The 25,051-nt window shown below is 50.0% G+C and carries 20 protein-coding genes; 12 read left to right on the forward strand and 8 right to left on the reverse strand.

The window, feature by feature from the left end; all coding sequences use genetic code 11:
- Window positions 1–177 precede the first annotated feature (177 nt).
- Window positions 178–984, forward strand: coding sequence for a DUF4184 family protein (locus tag AC1RVX_RS24010; protein ID WP_493219116.1), 807 nt, complete (start codon window positions 178–180; stop codon window positions 982–984).
- A gap of 26 nt (window positions 985–1,010) precedes the next feature.
- On the opposite strand, the gene pstS (AC1RVX_RS24015) is transcribed toward AC1RVX_RS24010, so the two are convergent.
- Window positions 1,011–2,072 carry a phosphate ABC transporter substrate-binding protein PstS gene (gene pstS / locus AC1RVX_RS24015; RefSeq protein ID WP_493219117.1) on the reverse strand — a complete coding sequence of 354 codons (1,062 nt, stop codon included), beginning with the start codon at window positions 2,070–2,072 and terminating at the stop codon, window positions 1,011–1,013.
- Window positions 2,073–2,180: 108 nt separating this feature from the next.
- On the opposite strand from pstS (AC1RVX_RS24015), the gene AC1RVX_RS24020 reads away from it, so the two are divergent.
- From AC1RVX_RS24020 to AC1RVX_RS24030, 3 genes are all read left to right on the forward strand, one after another.
- Window positions 2,181–2,750 carry a hypothetical protein gene (locus AC1RVX_RS24020; protein ID WP_493219118.1) on the forward strand — a complete coding sequence of 190 codons (570 nt, stop codon included), beginning with the start codon at window positions 2,181–2,183 and terminating at the stop codon, window positions 2,748–2,750.
- 170 nt (window positions 2,751–2,920) lie between these two features.
- Window positions 2,921–3,682: a GNAT family N-acetyltransferase gene (locus AC1RVX_RS24025; RefSeq protein ID WP_493219119.1), complete on the forward strand. Its 762-nt coding sequence runs from the start codon at window positions 2,921–2,923 to the stop codon at window positions 3,680–3,682.
- 5 nt (window positions 3,683–3,687) lie between these two features.
- Window positions 3,688–4,554 carry a UDP-2,3-diacylglucosamine diphosphatase gene (locus AC1RVX_RS24030; RefSeq protein WP_493219120.1) on the forward strand — a complete coding sequence of 289 codons (867 nt, stop codon included), beginning with the start codon at window positions 3,688–3,690 and terminating at the stop codon, window positions 4,552–4,554.
- Window positions 4,555–4,860: 306 nt separating this feature from the next.
- Here the strand turns inward: AC1RVX_RS24030 and AC1RVX_RS24035 are convergent, their stop codons facing one another.
- The 3 genes from AC1RVX_RS24035 to ppk1 all read right to left on the reverse strand — a co-directional run bounded on the left by AC1RVX_RS24035 (window position 4,861) and on the right by ppk1 (window position 8,527).
- Entirely contained in the window at window positions 4,861–5,748 is an 888-nt protein-coding gene (locus AC1RVX_RS24035) for an EamA family transporter (protein ID WP_493219121.1), read from the reverse strand.
- Between the two features lie 125 nt (window positions 5,749–5,873).
- Window positions 5,874–6,353, reverse strand: a complete 480-nt coding sequence (locus AC1RVX_RS24040; RefSeq protein ID WP_493219122.1) for a SixA phosphatase family protein — start codon at window positions 6,351–6,353, stop codon at window positions 5,874–5,876.
- A 2-nt stretch (window positions 6,354–6,355) separates the two neighbouring features.
- Entirely contained in the window at window positions 6,356–8,527 is a 2,172-nt protein-coding gene (ppk1, locus tag AC1RVX_RS24045) for a polyphosphate kinase 1 (RefSeq protein WP_493219251.1), read from the reverse strand.
- Window positions 8,528–8,771: 244 nt separating this feature from the next.
- Between ppk1 and pstS (AC1RVX_RS24050) the strand changes: the two genes are divergently transcribed.
- The 7 genes from pstS (AC1RVX_RS24050) (at window position 8,772) to phoR (ending at window position 15,723) form a co-directional block, all read left to right on the forward strand.
- On the forward strand, window positions 8,772–9,815 hold the full coding sequence (gene pstS / locus AC1RVX_RS24050) for a phosphate ABC transporter substrate-binding protein PstS (protein WP_493219123.1): 1,044 nt from the start codon (window positions 8,772–8,774) through the stop codon (window positions 9,813–9,815).
- Window positions 9,816–9,967: 152 nt separating this feature from the next.
- Window positions 9,968–10,951 carry a phosphate ABC transporter permease subunit PstC gene (pstC, locus tag AC1RVX_RS24055; RefSeq protein WP_493219252.1) on the forward strand — a complete coding sequence of 328 codons (984 nt, stop codon included), beginning with the start codon at window positions 9,968–9,970 and terminating at the stop codon, window positions 10,949–10,951.
- Window positions 10,951–11,823, forward strand: a complete 873-nt coding sequence (pstA, locus tag AC1RVX_RS24060; protein WP_493219124.1) for a phosphate ABC transporter permease PstA — start codon at window positions 10,951–10,953, stop codon at window positions 11,821–11,823. The genes pstC and pstA overlap by 1 nt, the downstream gene beginning before the upstream one ends.
- A gap of 13 nt (window positions 11,824–11,836) precedes the next feature.
- Complete coding sequence (gene pstB, locus AC1RVX_RS24065; RefSeq protein WP_493219125.1) at window positions 11,837–12,616, forward strand: phosphate ABC transporter ATP-binding protein PstB; 780 nt, start codon at window positions 11,837–11,839, stop codon at window positions 12,614–12,616.
- 106 nt (window positions 12,617–12,722) lie between these two features.
- Window positions 12,723–13,433, forward strand: a complete 711-nt coding sequence (gene phoU, locus AC1RVX_RS24070; RefSeq protein WP_493219126.1) for a phosphate signaling complex protein PhoU — start codon at window positions 12,723–12,725, stop codon at window positions 13,431–13,433.
- Between the two features lie 9 nt (window positions 13,434–13,442).
- A complete protein-coding gene (gene phoB, locus AC1RVX_RS24075) occupies window positions 13,443–14,129 on the forward strand; it encodes a phosphate regulon transcriptional regulator PhoB (protein WP_241457019.1) in 687 nt (228 codons plus the stop codon).
- Window positions 14,130–14,430: 301 nt separating this feature from the next.
- The gene (phoR, locus tag AC1RVX_RS24080; RefSeq protein ID WP_493219127.1) at window positions 14,431–15,723 is read left to right on the forward strand and encodes a phosphate regulon sensor histidine kinase PhoR; all 1,293 of its coding nucleotides are present in this window, start codon (window positions 14,431–14,433) and stop codon (window positions 15,721–15,723) included.
- 105 nt (window positions 15,724–15,828) lie between these two features.
- Here the strand turns inward: phoR and AC1RVX_RS24085 are convergent, their stop codons facing one another.
- The 4 genes from AC1RVX_RS24085 to AC1RVX_RS24100 all read right to left on the reverse strand — a co-directional run bounded on the left by AC1RVX_RS24085 (window position 15,829) and on the right by AC1RVX_RS24100 (window position 21,616).
- On the reverse strand, window positions 15,829–17,652 hold the full coding sequence (locus tag AC1RVX_RS24085; protein WP_493219128.1) for an aminopeptidase P family protein: 1,824 nt from the start codon (window positions 17,650–17,652) through the stop codon (window positions 15,829–15,831).
- A gap of 184 nt (window positions 17,653–17,836) precedes the next feature.
- Window positions 17,837–18,316 (reverse strand): GNAT family N-acetyltransferase, encoded by a 480-nt coding sequence (locus AC1RVX_RS24090; RefSeq protein WP_493219129.1) that lies wholly within the window; start codon window positions 18,314–18,316, stop codon window positions 17,837–17,839.
- A 25-nt stretch (window positions 18,317–18,341) separates the two neighbouring features.
- Window positions 18,342–20,402 carry a methionine--tRNA ligase gene (gene metG / locus AC1RVX_RS24095; protein WP_493219130.1) on the reverse strand — a complete coding sequence of 687 codons (2,061 nt, stop codon included), beginning with the start codon at window positions 20,400–20,402 and terminating at the stop codon, window positions 18,342–18,344.
- 140 nt (window positions 20,403–20,542) lie between these two features.
- The gene (locus AC1RVX_RS24100) at window positions 20,543–21,616 is read right to left on the reverse strand and encodes a M29 family metallopeptidase (RefSeq protein WP_493219131.1); all 1,074 of its coding nucleotides are present in this window, start codon (window positions 21,614–21,616) and stop codon (window positions 20,543–20,545) included.
- Window positions 21,617–21,999: 383 nt separating this feature from the next.
- On the opposite strand from AC1RVX_RS24100, the gene AC1RVX_RS24105 reads away from it, so the two are divergent.
- Window positions 22,000–25,008: a DUF4982 domain-containing protein gene (locus AC1RVX_RS24105; protein WP_493219132.1), complete on the forward strand. Its 3,009-nt coding sequence runs from the start codon at window positions 22,000–22,002 to the stop codon at window positions 25,006–25,008.
- Window positions 25,009–25,051 lie beyond the last annotated feature (43 nt).

The following is a 25,051-nucleotide window of genomic DNA, read 5'->3' on the forward strand; positions in this document are numbered from 1 at the left end:
GGGTAACTGATTTGCACTAAAGTACTGCCTTTGTCGCGGTCGCCTTGCCGGGGCAATTTTGCGTAAGTCCCAACTTATCATCTGTCTGCGACAGTGGAGTGATTTAGTGATGCAATGATTGATGGCCAGATTGAATAAGCAATATATTGAGTCGCAATTAATTTAACTGGTACGCATATGCCCTGGACCTTTGCCCATCCTGCAGCCGTGTTACCCCTGCGCAGACTGGCTGGTGGCCGCCTTAACTGGTTGGCACTGGTATTGGGTAGCATGACGCCAGACTTTGGCTATTATGTCCACTGGTTTAAGCTCGCCACCCTGGCGCATCGGTGGGATGGTATATTTCTGGTGTGTTTGCCTTTGGGCTGGATTGCTTTTCTGTTCATGCAAAAAATGCAGCCGCGCCTGATCTATTTGCTGCCACAATTGCAGCGCCAGGCTTTGCAGACCAGACGACATCAACTACCAGCGTATACCTTGAACAGCGTTGCATTGATATCCGTGTCGCTGGTGCTGGGCGCGCTGACACATGATGTATGGGACTCTTTTACCCATGCAAGCGGGGTTGGTGTTATGTATTTTGACGTGTTGCGCCAATCCTTGCATTGGGGATCTTTCAGCATACCAGTTTTCCATCTGCTGCAGCATCTGAGTACGCTTTCAGGATTGGCCGTCCTGATCTATGCCTATTTGCAGTGGCGTAATAGCCTGCCACATATCGTCATGTTGGAACCTGGCGAAACGGATAACTGGCGTTATCTGTTGTTCGCTGGCACGGCATTGTCTTCGGCCATGTTGGCGGGACCATTGGCCTATCGCTTGTCGCTGACGGCCAATGGCGTGTTGGTCAAAGAGGCTTTCCTGTTTCGTCTGGCGCTGAGTCTGACCAGCAGTTTCGCCCTGCTCATTACCATCGCTGCATGGTTGATAGGGCGGGTTGCCCATCCGGCAAAGAGTATTGATGCCGATATCCGGCAAGATTAAAATTGCCCATGTTGATGAAATGGGTTCTAGTTTTTGCTGTTCGCTTCGGTGTGTAAATTCCAGTTTAGCGTATTACCATTTTTATCTGTGACAGTTGTCATTTCCTTGAATACCCTGGCTTGCAGGCCGTCGGGCAGACGCACAAAATCGACACTATTGACCAAGCGGTCACCGCGCATGAAGGCCCAGGTGAAGAATTTCAATGCTGCCGTGGTTTGCTGCACATCTTTGGCATGCTGCTGCATGATGATAAAGGTACCCATGGTGATTGGCCAGGTTTTTTGACCTGGCTTGTCAGTCAGCATTTCTTCAAAATTGGCGTCAGTTCTCCAGTTACTGTTGGACAGAGCAGAAGAAAATGACTCCGCTGAAGGCGATAAGAATTTGCCATCCCGGTTTTGCAACTGAACGCTGTCCAGCTTGTCTTGCACGACGTAGTTATAGTCAACATAGCTGATCGAATAGGGCGTCTTTTTCAACGCAGTCACAATACCGCTACTGCCTTTGACCTGGGTCAGTTTTGTATTCCAGGTAATCGTAAAATTTTTACCGAAGCGGGTTTGCCAGGATTTGCTCACTTTACTCAGGTAGTCAGAAAAATTATAGGTGGTGCCGGAACCGTCTTGACGCACGATGACTTCTATGGCTTTGTTGGGTAAGCGCAGCCCAGGGTTCAAGGCTTGAATGCCAGGATCATTCCAGTTGCTGACATCGCCGGAAAATATCGCTGCCAGCAGGTCGGCATTCAGACGTAATTCACCCGTTTTAATACCAGGCAGATTGATGACCGGTACCACGCCAGAAATGGCTGAAGGAAATTGTATCAGCGAGGCTTTTTTAAGGTCTGCCTGACTTAAGGCGGCGTCACTGGCACCAAATTCAAGACCATTTTCCTTGATTTTCTTGATCCCGGCAGATGAACCTATGGCCTGGTAGGTAATTGTAGGCCCACCAGTTTTTACATAGGCTTCAGCCCATTTTTGATACAAAGGGGCGGCTGCAGACGAGCCTGCACCTTGAATTTCAGTAGCAAGGCCGGCGTGGGAGAGCAGGCACAGCAGGGAGAGGAGTAAATATGAGCGGATCATGATAAAAGTAAGTCAAAATAAGCAACGCGGCACGTTTCACAACAAAATCGGCGCGGATTATCTCATGTAAGGCTTGTTTTTGCTGGCGTGCAGCATTTGGTAATGCGGATGTCATTTCTGCTGGCTATGCTTCTTGCTTGCATATCGACAATAAATTGTTTATATTGTTTACATGTTTTTAAATTGGAGGCTGAAATGGCAACCGTAGCAAATAAAAAACCGAATTCCGTCGTAGTGGCAAGTGCACCTAAAAAAGTGGTTGCGAAAAAAAGTCCGGTAGCAGTCGTAAAAAAAACACCTGTACCTAAGCCTGTTTCCATCGTAAAGCCTGCACCAAAGGCTAAGGCTGTGCCTGCAGCCAAAACAGCCGTCGCTGCCAAAATAGTGAAGGCGGCTGAAGTCAAAGTAGTTGCTCCGCTTGCCAAGGCAGTTGTTGTTCCTGTAGAAAAAGTGAAGAAAGCAAAACTGGTACGTGACAGCTTCACGATGCCGGAAAGTGAATACGCGGCACTTGGCGCAGTCAAAAAAGCTTGCCTGAAAGCCGGTGTGGAAGTGAAGAAAAGCCAGTTGTTGCGCATAGGCGTGGCGTTGCTGGGCAAAACAGATGTACCTGCATTGAAGAAACTGATTGCCGGACTGGCCCCTTTGAAGGCCGGACGTCCAAAGAAAGAAAAATAAATACAGCGTCTCAGACTTGCCGTTAAGAAATCCCTGGAAAATTTAGACTTTTCCGGGGATTGTTGTTTTTTTACCTGTCATCAAACCGACATCTGGCTGTCATCTTGCTGAAGTAATCCTTGATTATCCTTCGTTCGTCGAATCAACGAACAACATGACAAGGACGATGAATGCGATTACTCACGATACCCGCGGATGCTAATCCAAGTTTTTCCAAACTCAATCTGAGCCTTGCAACAACGCCAGAAGAAGTCACGGAAGTACAACGCCTGCGTTACAAGGTATTTATCGAAAGCATGGGCTTGTCAGCCCTGTCCAATCCGGATGGGCTGGATAAAGATGAATTTGATGATTATTGCGATCATCTGATAGTACGTGACTCCAAGAGTTTGAAAGTAGTTGGCACCTATCGCATCATGGGGCCGAATGCAGCCCGCCAGATGGGGCGCTATTATTCTGAAACAGAATTTGACCTGTCACGTCTGCACAATATTCGCAACAGCGTGGCAGAAGCAGGGCGTGCCTGCATCCACCCTGACTACCGCAGCGGTGCTGTGATTATGTTGCTGTGGGCTGGCCTGGCTGCCTATATGCGCCGTGAACGTTGTTCTCATCTCATCGGTTGTGCCAGTATCAGTCTGACAGATGGCGGTCAGAATGCAGCTGCGATTTATCGTGGTTTGTCTGCCGCAGATTTTGCTCCGCTTGAATACCGTGTCACACCACACACGCCTTTCCCGCTGGACGAAATCGACAGCAGCACAACTGAAGCCCGCATCCCGCCTTTGCTGAAAGGTTATTTGCGTGCTGGTGCCTGGGTGTGCGGCGATCCAGCCTGGGACCCTGATTTTCATAGTGCCGATTTGTTCGTCATGTTGCCATTAGCGAATCTGGACAACCGTTATGCACGTCACTACGGAACAGGGGAGTAGCCATCATGAAACCAGCCGATCAGTTTCTCAACAGTAAATTGTATAAGTCCGGTAAAAAGGAAACCCAGCGTTTCCGTACCATATGGATTTCGGATTTGCATTTGGGAACGAGCGGCTGCCAGGCAGCCAAGCTGCTCGAATTCTTGCGCGCTACCGATTCCGAAACCTTGTACCTGGTGGGGGACATTATCGACGGCTGGCAGTTGAAGCGCCGCTGGTACTGGGATCAAACCCACAATAATGTGGTGCAGACTGTATTGAAAAAAGCCAAGAAAGGCACGAATGTCATTTTCGTGCCTGGTAACCATGATGAGTCCATACGCCAGTTTATCGACCTGGATTTTGGTGGTATTAAAATCCGTGATGAACTAGTGCATACCACTGCTGCCGGTAAGCGCATGCTGGTGTTGCATGGTGATCGCTTCGATGGCGTGATTGCCTGTGCCAAATGGTTGGCCTACGTAGGCGACAGCCTGTACACTGTCATCCTGAAATTCAATCAGGTTTTCAATAACTGGCGCGCACGTGCTGGTATGCCATACTGGTCGCTGTCACAATACCTGAAACTCAAGGTCAAGAATGCGGTCAGCTATATCACCCAGTTTGAAGACGCACTGGCAGATGAAGCACGTCGCAAAGGTGTGGATGGCATTATTTGTGGTCACATCCATAAACCGGAAATCCGCGATATCGGCGGTATCCTGTATTGCAATGACGGTGACTGGGTAGAAAGTTTGTCTGCCCTGGTGGAAGATGCGCAGGGCGTGTTAAAACTGGTGACCTGGCACGATATCATTCATCCTGAAGTCGCAGCTGATCACATTGCAGAAGCTGAGCATGAAGCTGATTTGGAAGCGGTTGGCAGTACTTGAGTTCTGCAACATGAGTTTTGCAACTTTTTAGAACTCATTTCATAAATAGGGATGAGTGCGAGCAAGGCGATTCGGGATGCAGTGCAAGGCGTGACGCGTAGCCAAGGCTGGTGCCTTGGCAAGCGGCACAACGTAGCAATGCGCCCGCGAAGTGTAGATGCGGCCAGCTCCCGGAGGGTTTGCCTCATAGCGCGTGCTGGACTGCGTTGGACTCGTTGTCAATAGACCCGCTATTGACTGCCTCGTCCGCCTTGCCAGCCCGCGCTATGAGGCAAACGCATCTCACCCCTATTTATGAAATGAGTTCTAGTTGGCTGCTGCCGGTTTGGTCCATGTCCACAGACGTTGACCAAACTGGTTGCAGGCCAGGCCACCAAGTACCAGCAAGCCGGCACAGACTTTCCACCACAGCAGTGGTTCATTCAATATGACTGATGCACTCAGCATACCGACCACTGGCACCAATAAGGTAAAAGGTGCTACCGTGGCAGCCGGGTATTTACGCATCAGCCAGGACCAGATGCCAAACCCAAGTAAGGTGTTGGGATACGATTGGTAAAAAATCGCGGCGACCGATGTCCAGTTTAATTGTGTGTAGGCGGTTTGCCAGGCATCACTACCTTCCAACAGCAATGACGCAATCATCAGCGGCGGGCTGGCAATTGCTGAACTCCACACCATCATTGCCAGTGGATTGACCATGCCAATTTTCTTGGTGACGATATTGGCGATGCTCCAGCAAATACTGCCACCTACTACCATCAGGAAACCCAGCATGGTAGCCTGGGCTTCAATATGCATGCCAACCAGCGCCATGCCCGACAGCGCAATTAGCGCGCCCAGCACTTGCATCAGTTTCGGTTTTTCACCCAGTATCAATACTGCCAGTCCCATGGTGAAAAATGCCTGTAACTGCATGACCAGTGATGCAAGGCCCGCCGGAAAACCAAGTTTCATACCGCAAAATAGCAGCGTGAACTGGAAGGCGAACTGGAACATGCCGTAAGCAATAATCCACTTCCAGGAGGTCTGTGGGCGCGGGATGAAAAAAATCAGCGGGAAAGCTGCAAAGACAAAGCGGGATGCTGTAAACAGTACCGGCGGCAAACCTTGCAGGCCGATCTTGATCACCACAAAATTCACGCCCCAGGTAATAACAGCAATCATGGCGGCGAGAATGTGTGCGGGTTTCATCGGCAGGGGAATGTAGGTAGCAGGCCAGTATACTAACAGTTAGTCCGTATTGCTGCTTGTTGACTTCGCGCCTTACCTTTTTCTGGCAAGTAGAAGATAAGTGACAGATGTTTGATTTTAGAAATTTATTTCACGACCAGATCAGGTGACATGATCGCTTTCAGGTAGGTTTGTGTAACGCTGTTCTCGCGCTGTCTTTGTGTAATCCACCAGACATTGCCTTTGCGTACGCTGTACTCCTGCAAAGGATGCCCAAGCAATTCTGCCGCTACCTGACCCAGATAGGGTTGATGTCCGATGATAAGCACAGGCTCGCGACCATTGGGCCAGTTTGCTGCTGTCAATACGTCAGCAGCACTGGCGGCTGGCCCCAGTTCGGGCAAGACCTTGAATTTTCTGCCACAGGCGATCAGTGCTTCTGCCGTGTCTCTGGTGCGAATGGTAGGGCTGACCAGTATCTTGCAAGTCTCTGGCAAGGTGCTGTCAAGCCAGTAGGCGATCTTGCCTGCCTGCTTTAAACCCTTGCCAGTCAGCTTCCTGAATTCATCAGTGATGCCTTCTGTTGCAGGTTCTGCTTCCGCATGTCGCCAGAGAATTAAGTCCATCGCTAGCTGTCCGTATCAGATACTGAACCCAGACTGTGCATCAAATGTTGCTGGGCGCAGAAACGCAGTTGTTTTGCACGCACTTTCTTGCGTTCATAATGACCTTCGGAATCCAGCACCCAGGCGTTGACATTGTCTTTCAGATAGGGTTCCAGACCTTCAGATATGACACGTTTCTTCAGGGATTTTTCCAGTACTGGGAAAGCTACTTCTATGCGACGGAACAGATTGCGATTCATCCAGTCTGCACTGGCCAGATGTACATCATGTGCCAGGTCATTGCGGAAATAATAAATGCGGCTATGTTCCAGGAAGCGACCAATAATCGAACACACACGTATGTTTTCGGACAGGCCTGGCACGCCGGGGCGCAAGGCACAGGCACCACGTATGATCAAATCAATCTTTACGCCATCAGATGAGGCAGCATACAGGGCGCGAATCACGGATTCATCCAGCAGGGCATTCATTTTTGCAATGATGCGTGCCGGACGGCCTTCACGGGCAATCCTTGCTTCATTACGGATGGCCTTAATGATCTGTGGTTGCAACGCAAATGGTGCCAGCCACAGATAATCGAGCTTTTTGGGTTTGGTCAGACCCGTCAGGTGAATGAAGACCTCGTTCACTTCTGCCGCCATTTCAGGGTGAGCAGTCAGCAAACCAAAATCAGTATAAAAGCGCGTGGTGGACGGATGATAATTGCCCGTACCAAGATGGGCATAATGACGCAACAGGCCACCTTCTTCACGCCGTATCACCAGCGCCAGTTTGGCATGTGTTTTCAGGCCGACCACACCGTAGACGACCTGGGCACCAGCGCGTTGCAACTTGTCTGCCCAGTTGATATTGGCTTCTTCATCAAAGCGTGCCATCAGTTCAACGATGACGGTGACTTCTTTGCCCAATCTGGCTGCCGTGATCAGGGATTCCATCAAATCGGAATTCATGCCGGTGCGATAAATCGTCTGCTTGATGGCAACCACACTGGGGTCCAGCGATGCAGAACGGATGAAATCAATCACGGTCTGGAAAGGCTGGAAGGGGTGATGCAATAAAATGTCTTGCTTGCGCAGCAATGTGAATATATCTGCATGCGCATATTTGACGATGGCTTTGGCAGAGAAAGGGGGAAAGCGCAAATTTGGCTGCTTCACATGATCAACCAACTCACCCAGCCTGACCATATTCACTGGCCCGTCGACGGGATACAGACGGTCGCTGTCGAGGGAGAATTGTTCCAGCAGGAAGCGCGACAGGTTTTCTGGACAGTTTTTGGCGACTTCCAGGCGCACTGCGGCACCAAATTGACGGGTTTGCAGTTCACCCTGCAGTGCCTGACGCAGATTTTTGACTTCTTCTTCATCTACCCACAAATCACTGTCACGAGTTACACGAAATTGTGAATAATACAATACTTCACGTCCGTTGAATAAATCTTCAATGTGGGCGTGTATGACAGAGGACAGCAGGCAGAATGCCATGCCATTATTCGACAAGTCGTCAGGTAAACGTATGATGCGCGGCAAGACACGGGGCGCCTTGACGATGGCAATACCAGTGCCACGGCCGAAAGCATCCTTACCACCCAGCGAAACGATGAAATTCAGACTCTTGTTGACTACCTGCGGGAAAGGATGGGCCGGATCCAGACCTATTGGTGTGAGCAGCGGGCGTACTTCACGTTCAAAATAGGCTTTGACCCACGCACGTTGCGCTTCATTGCGTTCGGAATGGCGCAGCAGGTGTATGCCTTTTTTGGATAACTGTGGCAGGATTTCCTGATTCAGTAATTCATATTGTCTTTGTGCTAACTGATGACATTCTTTGCTGATCCGCTCAAGCATGGCTTGAAAGGTTGGATGTTGCACCAGTTCACCATCGATGGTGTTCTGGGCCAGCAGGCTGGCCACCCTCACTTCAAAGAATTCATCCAGGTTGCTGCCGACGATACATAAATATTTCAGACGCTCAAGCAGTGGAATGCTGCGGTCTTCAGCCTGTGCCAGTACACGCCAGTTAAAGGCGATTTGTGACATTTCGCGGTCAAGGAAGATGACGGAACGCGACAACTCAACAGAAGCTGTTTTGACCGGCTTGGCAGGTTTAACAAGTTTCGGGGTTTTGGCCTGCTTCTCAACGGGCTTGTTTTCTGCAATGACTTCCTGTTTCATTTCTTCTGACGCTGTCGTTGAAGAGGGGGCTACCTGGTTGGGCATAGTATTTCGCATGTCATGAAAGCCATCATATATATACACGCTAGCATTTTAGTTGGCTTACATGACAAGTTTATGACATATAAATGGTAAAAAATCCAATTATTTCATGCGCTTTGCAGTACGTCATAATCTTGTCATATTTGGCTTGTACAGTGCGCCTCGTAGTCCTGAATACCTGTTATTTAACTCTGAGGTGAACATGCAAATCAAACGTGTTGTCAAAACTCTCATCGCTGCAATCGGCGTTGCTGTCACATTTGGCGCTGCACAAGCTGCCGATATTACCGGCGCCGGCGCGACTTTCCCTTACCCAATTTATGCTAAATGGGCTGAAGCCTATAAAAAGGCCAGCGGTAATGGTTTGAATTACCAGTCTATCGGTTCCGGCGGCGGTATCAAGCAGATCAAAGCGAAAACTGTGGATTTTGGCGCGTCTGACATGCCATTGAAAGCAGAAGAACTGGATGCCGAAGGCCTGACACAATTCCCGGCCATTATCGGCGGCGTGGTTCCTGTCGTGAATCTGGATGGTATTGCTCCCGGCAAAATGAAAATGACAGGCGATGTACTGGCTGCCATCTACATGGGAAAAATCACTAAATGGAATGCACCTGAAATCGCAGCCATCAACCCAGGCCTGAAATTGCCAGCAGAAGATATCACTGTTGTGCACCGTTCTGACGGTTCTGGTACGACCTTCCTGTGGACTGACTACCTGAGCAAAGTCAATGCTGAATTCAAAACAGCCGTAGGTTCTTCCACTGCAGTTAAATGGCCAGTTGGCGTAGGTGGCAAAGGTAATGAAGGCGTAGCTTCCAGCGTCAAGCAAATCAGAAATTCCATTGGCTATGTTGAATATGCCTATGTCAAGAAAAACAAGATGGCTTACACCTTGTTGAAAAATGCTGATGGCCAGTTTGCAGAACCTGATGATGAAAACTTCAAAGCTGCTGCTGCCGGTGCTGACTGGAGCAAAGCTCCTGGTATGTATTTGGTGCTGACTAACCAGCCTGGCAAAATCACCTGGCCTATCACTGGTGCTTCTTTCATCCTGATGCATAAAGCCCAGGCTGAAGCTGAAAAAGGCAAAGAAGTATTGAAATTCTTTGACTGGGCATTCAAAAACGGTGGCGCCATGGCCGCTGAACTGGACTATGTTTCTCTGCCAGCACCGGTTGTGAAACTGATCGAAGACAACTGGAAAGCAAAAATCAAGGACGCTTCTGGCAAGACGCTGTGGTAATAAAAAGTTTTAACCTGTTCAGAATCTGAACTAAACAGAACAAGGTAATCCGGGACTGTCCGGATTACCTTCCGGTGGAAAAGACACCCATGACTACCCAAATGTCCTCCGTCAACATGACTGCACCAACCGCAATCCCACCCACAGCCGATATGGCACAGCAGTTGTCGAATCAGGTCGATTCGGTAAAAATGGCTGCAGTGATGCGCCGTCAGCGCTGGCAAGATTTCTTTTTTCATAAACTGACCTTTAGTTTCGCAGCCCTTGTGCTGGTCGTGCTGGTCGGTATTCTCATTTCCCTGTTTCTGCGCTCGATTCCGGCGATGAGGGAATTCGGTCTGCCATTCATCTGGACGATAGAATGGGACCCTGTCAATGACAAGTTTGGCGGTATGATCGCCATCGTCGGCACGCTGGTGACATCTATCATTGCCCTGGTGATCGCTTTCCCTGTCAGTTTTGGTATCGCTTTGTTTCTGACAGAAATTTGCCCAAACTGGCTCAAGCGCCCTTTGGGTACCGCGATTGAATTGCTGGCTGGCGTGCCCAGTATTATTTATGGCATGTGGGGCCTGTTTGTATTTGCTCCATTGTTTTCACAATATGTACAACCGGTGTTGGCTGCGACGCTGGGCAAATTGCCGGTCATCGGCATTTTATTCTCCGGCCCTATGATAGGCATGGGCATGCTCTCGGCCGGGATAGTTCTGGCGATCATGATCATTCCATTTATTTCTTCCGTCATGCGTGATGTGTTTGAAGTTGTGCCGCCGGTGTTGAAAGAATCCGCTTACGGCCTTGGTTGCACCAAATGGGAAGTGGTACGCAAGATCGTGCTGCCATACACAAAGATAGGCGTCGTAGGTGGTGTCATGCTGGGTCTGGGTCGTGCACTTGGTGAAACCATGGCAATTACATTCATGATCGGTAATTCACATCACTTGTCTTGGTCACTGTTTGCTGCTGGTAATAGTATTGCTTCGACACTGGCGAATGAATTCGCAGAAGCAGAAACAGTCTTGCACACTTCCTCATTATTCTTGCTTGGCCTGATTTTGTTTGTCATCACCTTCATTGTATTGTCTGCTGCCAAACTGATGTTGCTGGGCTTGTCCAGAAAAGAAGGAACCAAATAATGGAAAACTCAACAATGCAATCTGCCAGCAACCCAGTGTATCGCCGCCGGCTGCTTATGCATAAACTGGGGATAGGCTTGTCGTCGTTTGCCATGGCGCTGGGCATATTTTTCCTGATGTGGATATTGTTTACCTTGATGACAAAAGGATTGAGTGCCGTCAATATCGCCATGTTCACGGAGTCGACACCTGCCCCTGGTAGCGATGGTGGCGGTTTGATGAATGCGATCTTCGGTAGTTTTGTGATGGTCGTCAGTGCTGCGGTGATCTCTACACCTATTGGTATCCTGGCTGGTATTTATCTGGCAGAGTACGGGGATAAAAGCTGGTTTGGTTTTGTCACTCGCTTTGTGACAGACATTATGTTGTCCGCCCCGTCTATCGTGATTGGTTTGTTTGTATATGCGATCTACGTTGCTAACGTCAAGCATTTCTCTGGCTGGGCTGGCAGTATCGCTATCTCACTGATTGCCGTTCCTGTCGTTGTCCGTACTACCGATAATATGCTGGGCCTGGTTCCGGCCAGTTTGCGCGAAGCTGCATTTGCACTCGGCGCACCACGCTGGAAAGTGGCTTTGCTGATACGTTTGCGCGCCGTCAAGGCGGGTGTAGTGACCGGTATCTTGCTGGCAGTGGCCCGTATTTCTGGTGAAACAGCACCTTTGCTGTACACCGCATTGAGCAATCAGTTCTTCAATGCTGACATGAACAAACCTATGGCTAACCTGCCTATGGTAATTTATCAGTTTGCCATGAGCCCCTACGATAACTGGCGCGAACTGGCCTGGGGTGGTGCTTTGCTGATTACCTTCAGCGTCCTGGGTTTGAATATTTTATCGCGCACTTTGTTTAACCAAAAAACACAGCATTAATACCGGCCTCGATATGACTACTACACAAGACTCTACACAGAAAAAAGCAATCGAAATCAGCGGGCTGAATTTCTACTACGGCGCAACCCGTAGCCTGCGCGATATCAATCTGAATATTTATGACAAGAAAGTAACTGCCTTTATCGGTCCGTCCGGTTGTGGTAAATCCACTTTGTTACGTACGCTGAATCGCATGTATGACCTGTATCCTGGTCAACGTGCAGAAGGCAATATCATTTATAACGGCAAAAACATTCTTGATGCTGACCAAGACATCAACCTGTTGCGCGCCCGTGTCGGTATGGTGTTTCAGAAACCTACACCTTTCCCTATGTCGGTCTACGACAATATCGCCTTTGGTGTACGTTTGTATGAGAATCTGTCTAAAGGCGAGATGGATGAACGTGTTGAATGGGCGTTGAAAAAAGCCGCTATCTGGACTGAAGTCAAAGACAAACTTAACAAGAGTGGCTTAAGCCTGTCTGGTGGTCAGCAGCAGCGTTTGTGTATTGCCCGCGGGGTCTCCGTCAGGCCGGAAGTCTTGCTGCTGGATGAGCCGACATCGGCACTGGATCCGATTTCTACGGTGAAAATCGAAGAACTGATCAACGAGCTGAAAGAAGAGTACACGATCGCCATCGTTACCCATAATATGCAGCAAGCAGCGCGTTGTTCTGACTATACCGCCTACATGTATCTGGGCGAACTGGTCGAATTCGGTGAAACCGATCATATCTTCATGAATCCAGTGAAGAAAGAAACACAAGACTATATAACTGGCCGTTTCGGCTAAGAAAACGACAGCTTGCCTTGCTTGTCGGACCGTATAAATACGGGCCAGACGCAAGCTTGAAACAGCGGTGTTTTAATAATTGCAATTGCGAATTCAGGAGAAACCTGTGACAGGCGAACATTCTTCAAAACAATATGATATGGATCTGGAGACAATACGCTCCAAGGTCTTGTTAATGGGGGGCTTAGTAGAAAGCCATTTCCATGATGCGATGTCTTGCTTCCGTACAGGAAATGCTGAACAGGCAGAAGCAGTGATACAGTCTGACCTTGAAGTCAACAGACTGGAAGTGAGTCTGGACGATATGTGCAGTCACCTTATTGTCAAACGCCAGCCTGCTGCCAATGACCTGCGTACCGTGATGGCAACTGGTAAAGTCATTACCGATCTTGAACGCATTGGCGATGAATCCACTAAAATCGCACGCATTTCCAAGGAAGCGGCGACCAATAAGCGTGGCGTACCTATGTTCAGCGGTTATGAAACCGTTCGTGTGCTAGCCAGCAGTGTGGCTGATATGTTGCATCAGTCGCTGGACGCATTTGCCCGTCTGGACGACGCCAAGGCGGTACAATTGATTGCTCAGGATGCGATTATCGACAATGATTTCCGTTCCATCATGCGTAACTTGATTACTTTCATGATGGAAGATCCAAGTACGATATCATCATCACTCAATGCTTTGTGGGTAGCAAAGGCGATAGAGCGTATTGGTGACCATGCAAAAAATATTGCCGAACATACGATTTATATCGTTGAAGGCAAGGACATCCGTCATTCTGACTATGTGGCAATCAAGCAGGAACAACAGAATTAATTATTGATGATGGCTACAGACACAACAATACTCATAGTGGAAGATGAGCCAGCAATTGTGGAGCTGGTGAGTTTTTCACTGCGCGCTGCCGGTTGGAATACTTTTGCAGTCAACTCCACAGCAGAAGCCTGGGATTATTTGCAGCGTCGTACACCGCAATTGATTTTGCTGGACTGGATGTTGCCAGATCAAAGCGGTTTGCGACTTTTGTCGAAGATACGTTCTGATCGCCAATTCAATGAAATCCCGGTCATCATGCTGACTGCGAAAAGCATGGAAGAAGACAAGATTGCGGGTCTTGATCATGGTGCCGACGATTATGTGACCAAGCCTTTTTCACCGCGTGAACTGACTGCCAGGATCAAGGCGCTGTTGCGTCGCAAGAGTCCTGAACATGCACAAACGGCCCTGACTGCCGGCCCGGTAGTGCTTGACCCTGTCAGTTGTACAGTCAAGATTGAAGACAGCAAGGTTGATATTGGCCATGCCGAATACAAATTGCTGAAATTCTTCATGGCTCATCCTGAACGAGTTTTCTCTCGCAGCCAGTTGCTTGACAAGGTTTGGGGTGATCATGTCGTCATTGAAGAAAGAACCGTCGACGTGCATGTGTTGCGTTTGCGTAAAGTCTTGAAAAATGCCGAATCGCTGATCAAGACTGTGCGCAGTGTCGGTTATATGCTGTCTGAAAAATGACTGCTGGTGTCTGGCATGCGCGTCGGTTTTACCCTTACCCGTTCTATGGACAGCAGCAATAATCTACTGGGAACGCGTATGTGGTTTTACCGCCACCCTGCATTTGACCGTATCAAATCTTACTCTGCTTATCTCAGCTAATAGCATGGAAGTTGAGAAAAGACACCATTCTTTCCCAGATAGAGTAAGCTTGATAATTCATCAAAATCAGCAAACTTGTCCACGCTGCTCTGATGACAGAACAAGCTTTATATCTGTATAAATGCCAAGCTATTATTCCAAGCAATATTCAGGATTATTCATGTCACCACGCTTCATTTTCTGGATTTCTGCATTTGTGCGTATTTTGTTAGTGTTGATAGGAACTGCCTGTGCAGCCTATTTGTGGGGTCCTGTTACAGGTTTAGTGATAGGGATGGCTGGATTGATAGGCTTGTTTTGTGTGCAGTTATTTTATCTGCAGCGTTTGGCTGACTGGCTGGATCATCCCAGCAGTTCGCGCTTACCTGATGGCTGGGGGGCATGGACAGATATTTTTTCACGTCTGTACAAACTGCGTCGTGGCGACGAAAAAAATCAGGCCGAACTGGCAGAATGGTTGGCGCGTTTTCGCCAGGCCATGACCCTGTTGCCCGATGGTGTCGTGATCATGGATGATGTGCTGTTTCTTGAATGGTGCAATCCGGCTGCCGAAAGTCATCTGGGCTTGAGTCTGTTACTGGACAAGGGCATGCGCGTCACCAATCTGGTACGCAGCCCGGAATTTATGGATTACATTATCCTGGGGCGCTATGAGACACCTTTGACGCTGTCCTTCCGTGACCGCAAGCTGATTGCCCATATCATCCCGTTTGAAAACCGCCGTCAAATTCTGGTGACTCATGATGTCACCGAGTCTGAACGTATAGACATGATGCGGCGTGACTTTATCGCCAATGCCTCGCATGAATTGCGCACCCCTTTGACCGTTATCAACGGCTTCCTGGAAATTGCATCAATGCAGAGCGATCTGGATAACCAGACCCGCAATATGCATTTGAAACTGATGACAGAACAGGGCGAGCGCATGCAACGCCTGGTCGAAGACATGCTGACACTGACCAGGCTGGAATCAGTCGATTATCCACCGCGCCCTGAACGTATCAATATGCTGGGTTTGCTGGAGCAGATATTGCAGGAAGCGCATGCCCTGTCCGCTGGCAAGCATACGATAACTCTGGAATGTACCGGGCCGGACATACGTGGCAGCAACGATGAAATTCGGAGTGCGCTGACCAATCTGGTGACGAATGCAATTCGTTATACACCTGAGAATGGTCACATTAAAATCAGCTGGAAAGATACCGAGCAAGGCCCCAAATTTGCGGTACAGGATGACGGCATAGGCATCAGCGCCGAACACATCTCACGCCTGACAGAACGCTTTTACCGCGTTGATAAAAGCCGTTCACGTGAAACCCAGGGGACTGGTCTTGGCTTGGCGATCGTCAAGCATGTACTACTGCGGCACAAGGCGAATTTGCTGATCGAATCTACTCCGGATGTGGGCAGCAAGTTTTGCGTGCAATTCCCTGCTACAACGGTCAGTACCTAAATTTTCTTATTGCTTTGGGCGAATGACGGAAATGACATGAAATCTTATTCTGTCATTGCCGTTCACTGTGCCCATCACAAGCTGCAATGGGCCGTGTTAATCAGCTTAGTGTACCAAGGCCCTGGTTCTTTCCTTTAACCACTCCAGTGCGGCACCGCTGACGCGCCCTGACAGGCGTTGTAAGACGGTAGCATGGTAGTCATTCAGCCACTTGATTTCATCTTCGCGCAGCAAGCTTACGGTGATGCAACGTGTGTCTATGGGGCAGAGTGTCAGGGTTTCAAATTCCAGGTATTCACCAAATTCGGTTTGCATGGCCAGAACGTTCAAGAGCAGGTTTTCTATACGGACGCCCCATTTGCCAGGGCGGTAAATACCTGGTTCATTCGAAGTGATCATGCCGGGTTCCATCGCCATATGGGCTTCTGCAATGGCACCAGAAATATTTTGCGGGCCTTCATGCACATTCAGGAAATAGCCGACGCCGTGGCCAGTACCATGGCCATAGTTGATGCCGTCGGCCCAGATAGGTGCGCGGGCAACGGTATCGAGCATGGGTGACAGGGTGCCGCGCGGATAGCGCATTTGCGACAGATTGATCATGCCCTTCAACACCAGCGTGAAGTCACGCTTTTGTGCATCGGATACCTGGCCTATCGGCATGACACGGGTAATGTCGGTTGTACCGTTCAGGTACTGACCACCGGAATCGATGAGCAGCAAACCGTCGCCTTCAATCACCGAATGCGATGCTTTGGTGGCGCGGTAATGTGGCATGGCACCGTTGGCATTGAAGCCGGCAATGGTATTGAAGCTGGGCGAAATAAAATGTGGCTGACGTGCACGGGCCGCACAGATTTCTTCATCAATGGTCAGCTCGGTGATACGCTGCTTGCCGAGGGCACTTTCCAGCCAGCTAAAGAATTCACACAGGGCGGCACCGTCCTGCTCCATAGCTTCACGCACATACTGCGCCTCCTGCCCCGTCTTGCGCGATTTGGCAAAGACCGAGGGATTGATGGCCTCAATCACACGCACTGCAGCCGGTATGGTCTGGCGGAAGCCATAGGTGATGCGGCGTGGATCTATCATGATGCTACTGCCCGCAGGCAGGGCCGCCAGCGCCGTTGCCGCATTGCTGTAATCAGACAGGCTGACACCATCATTCGTCAGTGTTGCTGTCAGCGCAGCGGGTACTTTACCGTCAGATACAAACAATGTTGCTTTATTCTGGCTGATCAGGGCATGACCAACAAACACAGGGTTATAACTGACGTCAGAGCCGCGCAAATTAAAAATCCAGGCCAGGTCATCGACGGTGGATACAAAATGCCAGTCAGCATTCTTGCTGCGCATCTGCTCACGCAGCATGGCCAGTTTGTCGGCACGCGACACCACGGCATATGGAGCTGCGTGTTCATAAATTGGTGCTTGCGGCAAGCTTGGGCGTTCATTCCAGACCTGTTGCAAGAGATCTGTGCCGGTATCGAGCTTTATGCCTTTGGTCTTCAGAGCCTGCTCCAGTGCCCTGGCTGTCGCCAGCCCTAGCACCATGCCATCGACACCAACAGTCTGGTCTGCTGACATATTTTCTGCCAGCCAGTCTATGTAAAGCGTTGCAGCCGCAGAGGCGATTTTCATCATCTTGATGCCGGTTGGTGCCAGTTCGGTTTCTGCCGAACTCCAGTAGCGGCTATCGACCCATAAACCGGCAAAATCAGCAGTGACGATCAGCGTCCCTACTGAGCCGGTAAAGCCGGAAAAATAAGTACGTCCTTGCCAACGGTCAGGCAGGTATTCCGACAGATGGGGGTCGGATGAGGGAACGATATAGGCATCCAGCCCCTGCGCCTTCATGGCGGCGCGTAATTGCACCAGGCGGGCAGGAATCGGGGAAGTGATGGCAGAAGGACTAACAGGGCTGTTCATGGATGGATTTCCAAATCAGGATCAACGGGGATGCGAGTAGTGTAAGCAGTGTACGCAATTTAATTAGCAGCAACGACAAACGCGTTTTTGCATTGTTAAAAAGAAAATAATTGCCTGCACTATCAGTGTAATGGATGAGAGTATACCTAAAATATATTAGGTGCGAGGAATTATGCCGATTTCGCTAGTTTCGCAGGAAACGCCGCATCACATAAGGTGCAGGTTCGTTGGGGTTGGCGTGGGAATATTCAAGCTCTGGTGCCAGTTCAAATGTAAACGTGGCATACAGGTCCAGCAGCCGTGGCTGGTCACTACGTACACCCAGGCGCAATTCTTCTATGCCAGCAGTCTGGGCGGCATGGATGACTGCTTCCAGCAAGTGCTGCGACAGGGTTTCACCACGAAAAGCGGGCAATACCCCCATGCGCAGCATTTCCCAGCAATTGCTTTCTGTGTCCACTGGCAGCCAGCGTACCGAACCCACAGGTTCGTCGTCGACCAGCAGCACAAAACCGCCACCCTGCATCAAGTCATGATTGACCCGTTCGCTGCTTTCATGATGACCAGTGGAACTGCTCGCGACTTTTTCAGACCAGCAGGTGCGGGTAAGATGCGCGATCAGTTGCGCATCTTCAAGTGTGGCTTCCCGGACGACGATAGGCATAGTCAGAAAAAAGCGCAGGCAGATATTAACGAACGCGCATACCTGGCTGGGCGCCAGGCCATGCTTCCAGTATGTACAAGCCCGGATTGGCTTTTTCATCGGCGGCCGAAGCGGCCAGTACCATGCCTTCGGATAGGCCAAACTTCATCTTGCGTGGTGCCAGGTTAGCCACCATGACAGTGAATTTGCCTATCAGCTGTTCTGGCTGGTAAGCTGATTTGATGCCCGAGAATACATTGCGGGTACGGCCTTCACCCACATCCAGCGTCAGGCGCAGGAGCTTGTCTGAACCTTCAACATGCTCGCAATTGACGATCTTGGCAATGCGTAAATCCACTTTGGCAAAGTCATCAATCTTGATTTCTTCGGCCAATGCTTCGATGTCAGTTGCTGCAGTGTCGGTAGCAGCGCTTGCTTGTGCTGCAGGGGGCGCAGGTGCATCAAACAAATCATCAAAAATCTTGATGTCCACCCTTTGCATCAGGTGGGCATAAGGATTGATTTTATGATGATGTGGCAACGGAGTAGCAACATCTGCCCATTGCAAAGGCGCGATATTCAATTGCGCTTCTACTTGCGCTGCCAGTTGCGGCAAGACTGGTTTCAGGAAAATGGTCAGGATGCGGAAGGCTTCCAGCAAACGGCTGCAGACTTCCTGCAATTTGGCATCGTTCTCAGGCTTTTTCGCCAATTCCCAGGGTTTGTTGGAATCCACATAGGCATTCACCAGATCAGCCTGTTCCATGGCAGCGCGCAGGGCTTTGCCGTATTCGCGTGCTTCAAACAGCGTCTTGATTTCTGGTGCAACATTGCGCAGATTATTCAGGAAGGCGTCATCCGCCGTCGCCCAGTCAGTCGCGATCACACCGTCGAAACGCTTGGTGATGAAACCCGCAGCACGGCTGGCGATGTTGATGTATTTGCCGATCAAGTCAGAATTGACGCGCGCCACAAAGTCATCCGGATTCATGTCCAGATCTTCCACCTTGGCATTCAGTTTGGCGGCGAAATAATAACGCAGCCATTCCGGGTTCATGCCGATTTCCAGATAGCGCAGTGGTGAAATGCCGGTGCCACGTGACTTCGACATTTTTTCACCAGAGACAGTCACAAAGCCGTGCGCATACACGTTGTCTGGTGTTTTATACTCAGAAAACTTCAGCATCGCTGGCCAGAACAGAGTGTGGAAATAAGTGATGTCCTTGCCGATGAAGTGGATTTGCTCAGTCGTCGGGTCAGCCATGAAGGCATCAAAATCACGACCGGTTTTGCCGAAGTAGTTTTTCAGCGAAGCCAGGTAACCAACTGGCGCGTCCAGCCAGACATAAAAATACTTGCCCGGTTGATCGGGAATCTCGATACCGAAGTAAGGCGCATCGCGGCTGATATCCCAGTCGCCTAGGCCGCCTTCACCTTCTAGCCATTCCTTGCATTTGTTCGCCACTTCGGATTGCAGGCGGTTGTCTTTCAAGGCCCAGCCGCGCAAGAATTCCACGCATTTTTCATCCGAGAGCTTGAAGAAGAAATGCTCGGACGATTTCATGACAGGTGTGGCACCGGTCAGGACAGAGTAAGGATTTTTCAGATCAGTCGGTGCATACACGGCGCTACAGACTTCACAAGAATCGCCATATTGGTCCTTGGCACCGCATTTTGGGCATTCGCCCTTGATGTAGCGGTCAGGCAGGAACATGTTTTTGACCGGGTCAAAGAACTGTTCTATGGTTTTGCTGGTGATGAAGCCAGCAGATTTCAGTTTGCGATAGATATCCTGAGACAATTGATGATTTTCTTCACCATCCGTCGAATGCCAGTTGTCAAACTGAATATGGAAACCATCAAGGTACTGCTTGCGGCCAGCAGCGATCTGCGCCACGAAAGCCTGTGGTGTGATACCGGCTTTTTCAGCCGCAATCATGATAGGTGCACCATGTGCATCATCCGCGCCGACAAAATGTACCTCGTTGCCTGACATTCGCTGATGCCTTACCCAGATGTCAGCCTGGATATACTCCATGATGTGACCAAGGTGGAAAGGCGCATTCGCGTACGGCAGGGCAGTGGTGACAAACAGCTTACGGGTCATGGTTGATGCACTTTTTATGAACGGACAAGGGCATTATTCTAACAGCGAAAGCCCAAATTGAAGACGCTTTGCCCATAGCTCAAGCGCAGGCGAAGGGTTTTTATGTGTTTTTGCTAATTTTGCTGCCTGCTGCGGCTGCTTCAGACTACCCAGGCACCGTTGCTGTACACCACTTCTTCATCCAGCCGGACGGCTTCGGTAACGGCAAACACGTCAACATGGTGTCTGCCTTCGCCGCGCTTGATATGCGGTTTTGCATAACTGCCATGCTTGGCCCCCAGTGACAAATGTACACCGCACATGCGCTCATAAGTGCCGATATCACGTACGCTACGGTCTTTGGAAAAGGCACGGTTCATGCCAAAGCCCAGTTCACGTACCCAGACGATACCATCATCTTTAAGGATATTTGCCAGCACCTGATCAAATTCAGGTGTGGAATCGCGGGTATCAACGACCTGGCCCTTGTCTACGATCAGGGTAATTGGCTGTGCTGGGCGGTTGACGGTAAAGCTGGTATCGCCAAAGGCGAATATTCGTACTTGACCATACACATCTTCCAGCGCGACGGATTCAGTAAACACTTCCCCGATAGGGAACTGCCCGCCTATATTCTTCATCTCGCGATAATCACCGACATTCAGTTTGGCCGGCTCAAAGCGACCACTGAAAATCAGTTCGGCACCGCCGCTATCCACTACGCCTGTGCTGGCATTGTCGATTTTTTGCTTGAGCGCATTGCCAGTGCCGCGATAATACGCAGCGTCATACGCCAGGGACTCTATGTAATACTGTACTTCTTGTCCCTGCATACGACCCAGATGAGGATGTTCTATAACTTTCAGGCTACGCTTGAATAGTTCTACCCGCAGCCGGAATGCTTCAAGGCGGAAGTTGGTGGATTGAACCAGAATTACCAGGTCATTGGCAGACAGGGCATTCAGGGTTTGCAAAATGAAGTCCGGTGTTACCTGATCGAAATCGATGAATTGCGCTTGTGGCAAGCATAACCTGTAGGCTGCAGTCAGCGTCATTGCCAGCTCGCAATTGTTGTCAAACACCAGCACAGCCCTCTGTTGCCCGGTATGCTCAAACGCCTGCAGCAAGATATCGTTCAAGTGCTGCGCTGCCGTCCTGACGACAGGCTCAGGCAAGGCGCAACAGCTGCTTGCGGGGTTTGTTACTGTTTCTATGGGGCTTACAGGGGAAATCATGGTTCTTTCTGCGGTGGTAGCTGGTGTGGCAACCATTCGGCATGCTGAGGATAATTGATCCAAAGCTGCTATTTTAAGGCCAGCCAGCCCGGAAACGCAGTTTTTCTCATGGAATGCAGATAGACAGGGCCTACCCACATGGTTTCTAGAATTCATTTCACCCTAATTGATGAAATGAGTTCTGGTCAAGACTGACAAATAATCGTCAAATTGATTGCTCTGAAAATTACCTGGTTAATGGCAGTTTGTCATAGCAGACAGGTAGTGAAAACCTGTGTATTTCCAGGCATTAGTATGGCTGTTCCGCAACTTGACCATCTATGTTGATAGCGCTACCATTTATGCCGACAGCCGGATTCCAATAATTTCTATGAATGTATGCCATGCAAGCAATTCGACCACCACGATTACTGTTTAACAGCTTGTTATCACTGGGGCTTGGCCTGTGCGCCTGCCTGCCGCAGACAATGCAGGCGGCGCAGGCTGCACAGGCAGTCGCTGTACCAGCTCGCAGCGTCTATGACTTCAATCCCGGCTGGAAACTATTTGTCGGTGACGCATCGGGCGCAGCGAACTCAACATTTGATGATGCCAGTTGGAAGGCAATAAGCCTGCCTCGGGCCTGGAACGAAGATGAAGCCTTTAAAAAAGATATTGCTGATTTATCTACCGGTATCGCCTGGTATCGTAAGCACTTTCGTTTACCTGCCGGTGCTTTAGCTGGCAAAGTATTTCTCGAATTTGAAGGTGTGCGGCAGGCTGCCGAAATTTTTGTCAACGGCAAATCCGTCGCCCTGCATGAAAATGGTGTCATGGCCTTTGGTGTGGATATCAGCAGGGCCGTGACTGCGGGTGAAAACACGATTGCTGTTCGCACCGACAATGCCTGGGATTATCGCGAAAAAGCTAGCAACCAACGCTATCAGTGGTCAAACAATAATTTCAATGCGAATTATGGCGGTATCCCCAAAAATATCCGCCTGCATCTGAGTGGACGTTTGTACCAGACCCTGCCGCTGTACTCCAACTTGGGCACTACCGGCACCTATGTCTATGCGCAAGACTTTGATATAGCTGGCAAGGCGGCCACGATTACTGCTGAATCACAAATCAGGAATGAGACGGAGGCTGCCAGCAGTGTGGTCTATGAAGTTGATATCATTGATCTGGATGGCAAGAAAGTAGCCACATTTGCCAGCCCGGAACAAACCATTGCCGCAGGCCAAACCACAATTGTGAAAGCCAATGCGCGTGTAGGCAAACTGAATTTCTGGAGCTGGGGCTATGGTTATCTGTACGATGTCAGCACAACGCTGAAAGTGAATGGCCATGCAGTGGATACCGTCCATACCCGCACCGGCTTTCGCAAGACTGAATTTGCGAATGGCATGATCAAACTGAATGACCGTGTATTGCAAATGCATGGTTATGCACAACGTACCTCGAATGAATGGCCAGCTGTTGGCATGTCGGTACCACCTTGGTTAAGTGACTACAGCAATCAACTGATGGTGGAAAGCAATGGCAACCTGGTACGCTGGATGCATGTGACACCATGGAAGCAGGACGTAGAATCGGCCGACAGGGTAGGGCTGATACAGGCCATGCCGGCTGGTGATTCTGAAGCCGATGTCGATGGCCGTCGCTGGGAACAAAGGGTTGCACTGATGCGCGACGCAGTGATTTACAACCGCAACAATCCCAGCATCCTGTTCTATGAATCCGGCAACAAGGGTATCAGTGAAGCCCATATGCGTGAGATGAAAGCCATCCGTGACCAGTATGATCCACATGGCGGACGCGCCGCTGGCAGCCGCGAAATGCTGAATAGCCAGGTAGCCGAATACGGTGGTGAAATGCTCTACATTAACAAGAGCGCCAGACTGCCATTCTGGGCCATGGAATATTCGCGTGATGAAGGCTTGCGCAAATACTGGGACAACTATACAGCCCCTTATCACAAGGACGGGAATGGCCCCCTGTATAAAGGACAGGATGCCAGCATCTATAACCGCAACCAGGATTCACATGCCATAGAAGACGTGCAGCGCTGGTACGACTATTGGCGTGAACGTCCGGGTACCGGAAAACGGGTCAGCAGTGGCGGTGTGAATATCGTTTTTTCTGACACCAATACCCATCATCGCGGCGCAGAAAATTATCGTCGTAGCGGTGAAGTGGATGCCATGCGCATACCTAAAGATGGCTTCTACGCACATCAGGTCATTTGGGATGGCTGGGTGGATATAGAGCAGCCACGCATCCATATCATTGGCCATTGGAATTACACGCCGACGACAACCAAGCCGGTGACCGTGGTATCCAGTGCGGATGCAGTGGAGCTGTTCCTGAACGGAAAATCCCTGGGAAGGGGCGAGCAAAGCGCACGCTTCCTGTTCAGCTTCAAGGACGTGAACTGGCAGGCTGGTGAATTGCGTGCTGTCGGTTATGCTGCAGATGGCAAGAAGCTGTGTGAAACAGTATTGAAAACTGCGGGTGAGCCGGCGGCCTTGCGCCTGAATGTCAAATCCGCACCAAGTGGCTGGCGTGCAGACGGGGCTGATTTGGTATTGGTGGAAGTCGAAGTCATTGATGCAAATGGCCAGCGCAATCCTACTGCATTGAATCTGGTTGATTTCAAACTGGATGGCCCGGCAGAATGGCGTGGAGGCATTGCCCAGGGCGAGAATAACTATATCTTGTCACCCAGCTTGCCGGTGGAGGGTGGTGTCAATCGCGTGCTCTTGCGCAGTACTACCCATGCAGGAAAAATACGTCTGACGGCCACCGCTGCCGGCTTGAAATCAGCTAGCCTGGACATCACGTCAACACCGGTTAAAGTGGATGCTGGTCTGGGTACACAACTGGCTAGCGCACAATTACCTTCGTATTTGGGACGAGGTCCGACACCGGCGACGGCTTCATTCAAACCATCTCGCCTGGCGATGGATATTGCAAAGGTAACAGCAGGCAGCAATGTCGATACTGCAGCCAAGTCATATGACGATGATGAAATCACCGCCTGGCACAGCAGCAGTGTGCCAGGCGAAGCATGGATAGCATATGAACTGGTACGTCCGGCCACTTTGACTGAAGCTGTTTTCAAATTCACAGGCTGGCGTGAACGCAGCTACCCGATACGTATCAGCGTAGACGGCAAATTGGTATATGAAGGATTGACACCCAAGAGCCTGGGTTATGTCACCCTGCCCTTGAAACCTGTACAGGGCCGCGTGGTCAAAGTGGAATTGACCGGTATGGCTTCAGATAGTGACAAGGCCTTCGCCATGCAGGAAGTTGCGAACCAGAATAATACGGATACCGGTGCCAAGGTGGTCGCCAAGGCAGCACTATCAATTATCGAAGCCGAGTTTTATGAGGCCCTACACTGAATAGTAGCGACACCTGATCTGAGTCTGATGTTGACTCAGAATC

It is taken from the genome of Undibacterium sp. GW821-FHT11B02 (assembly GCF_058808955.1).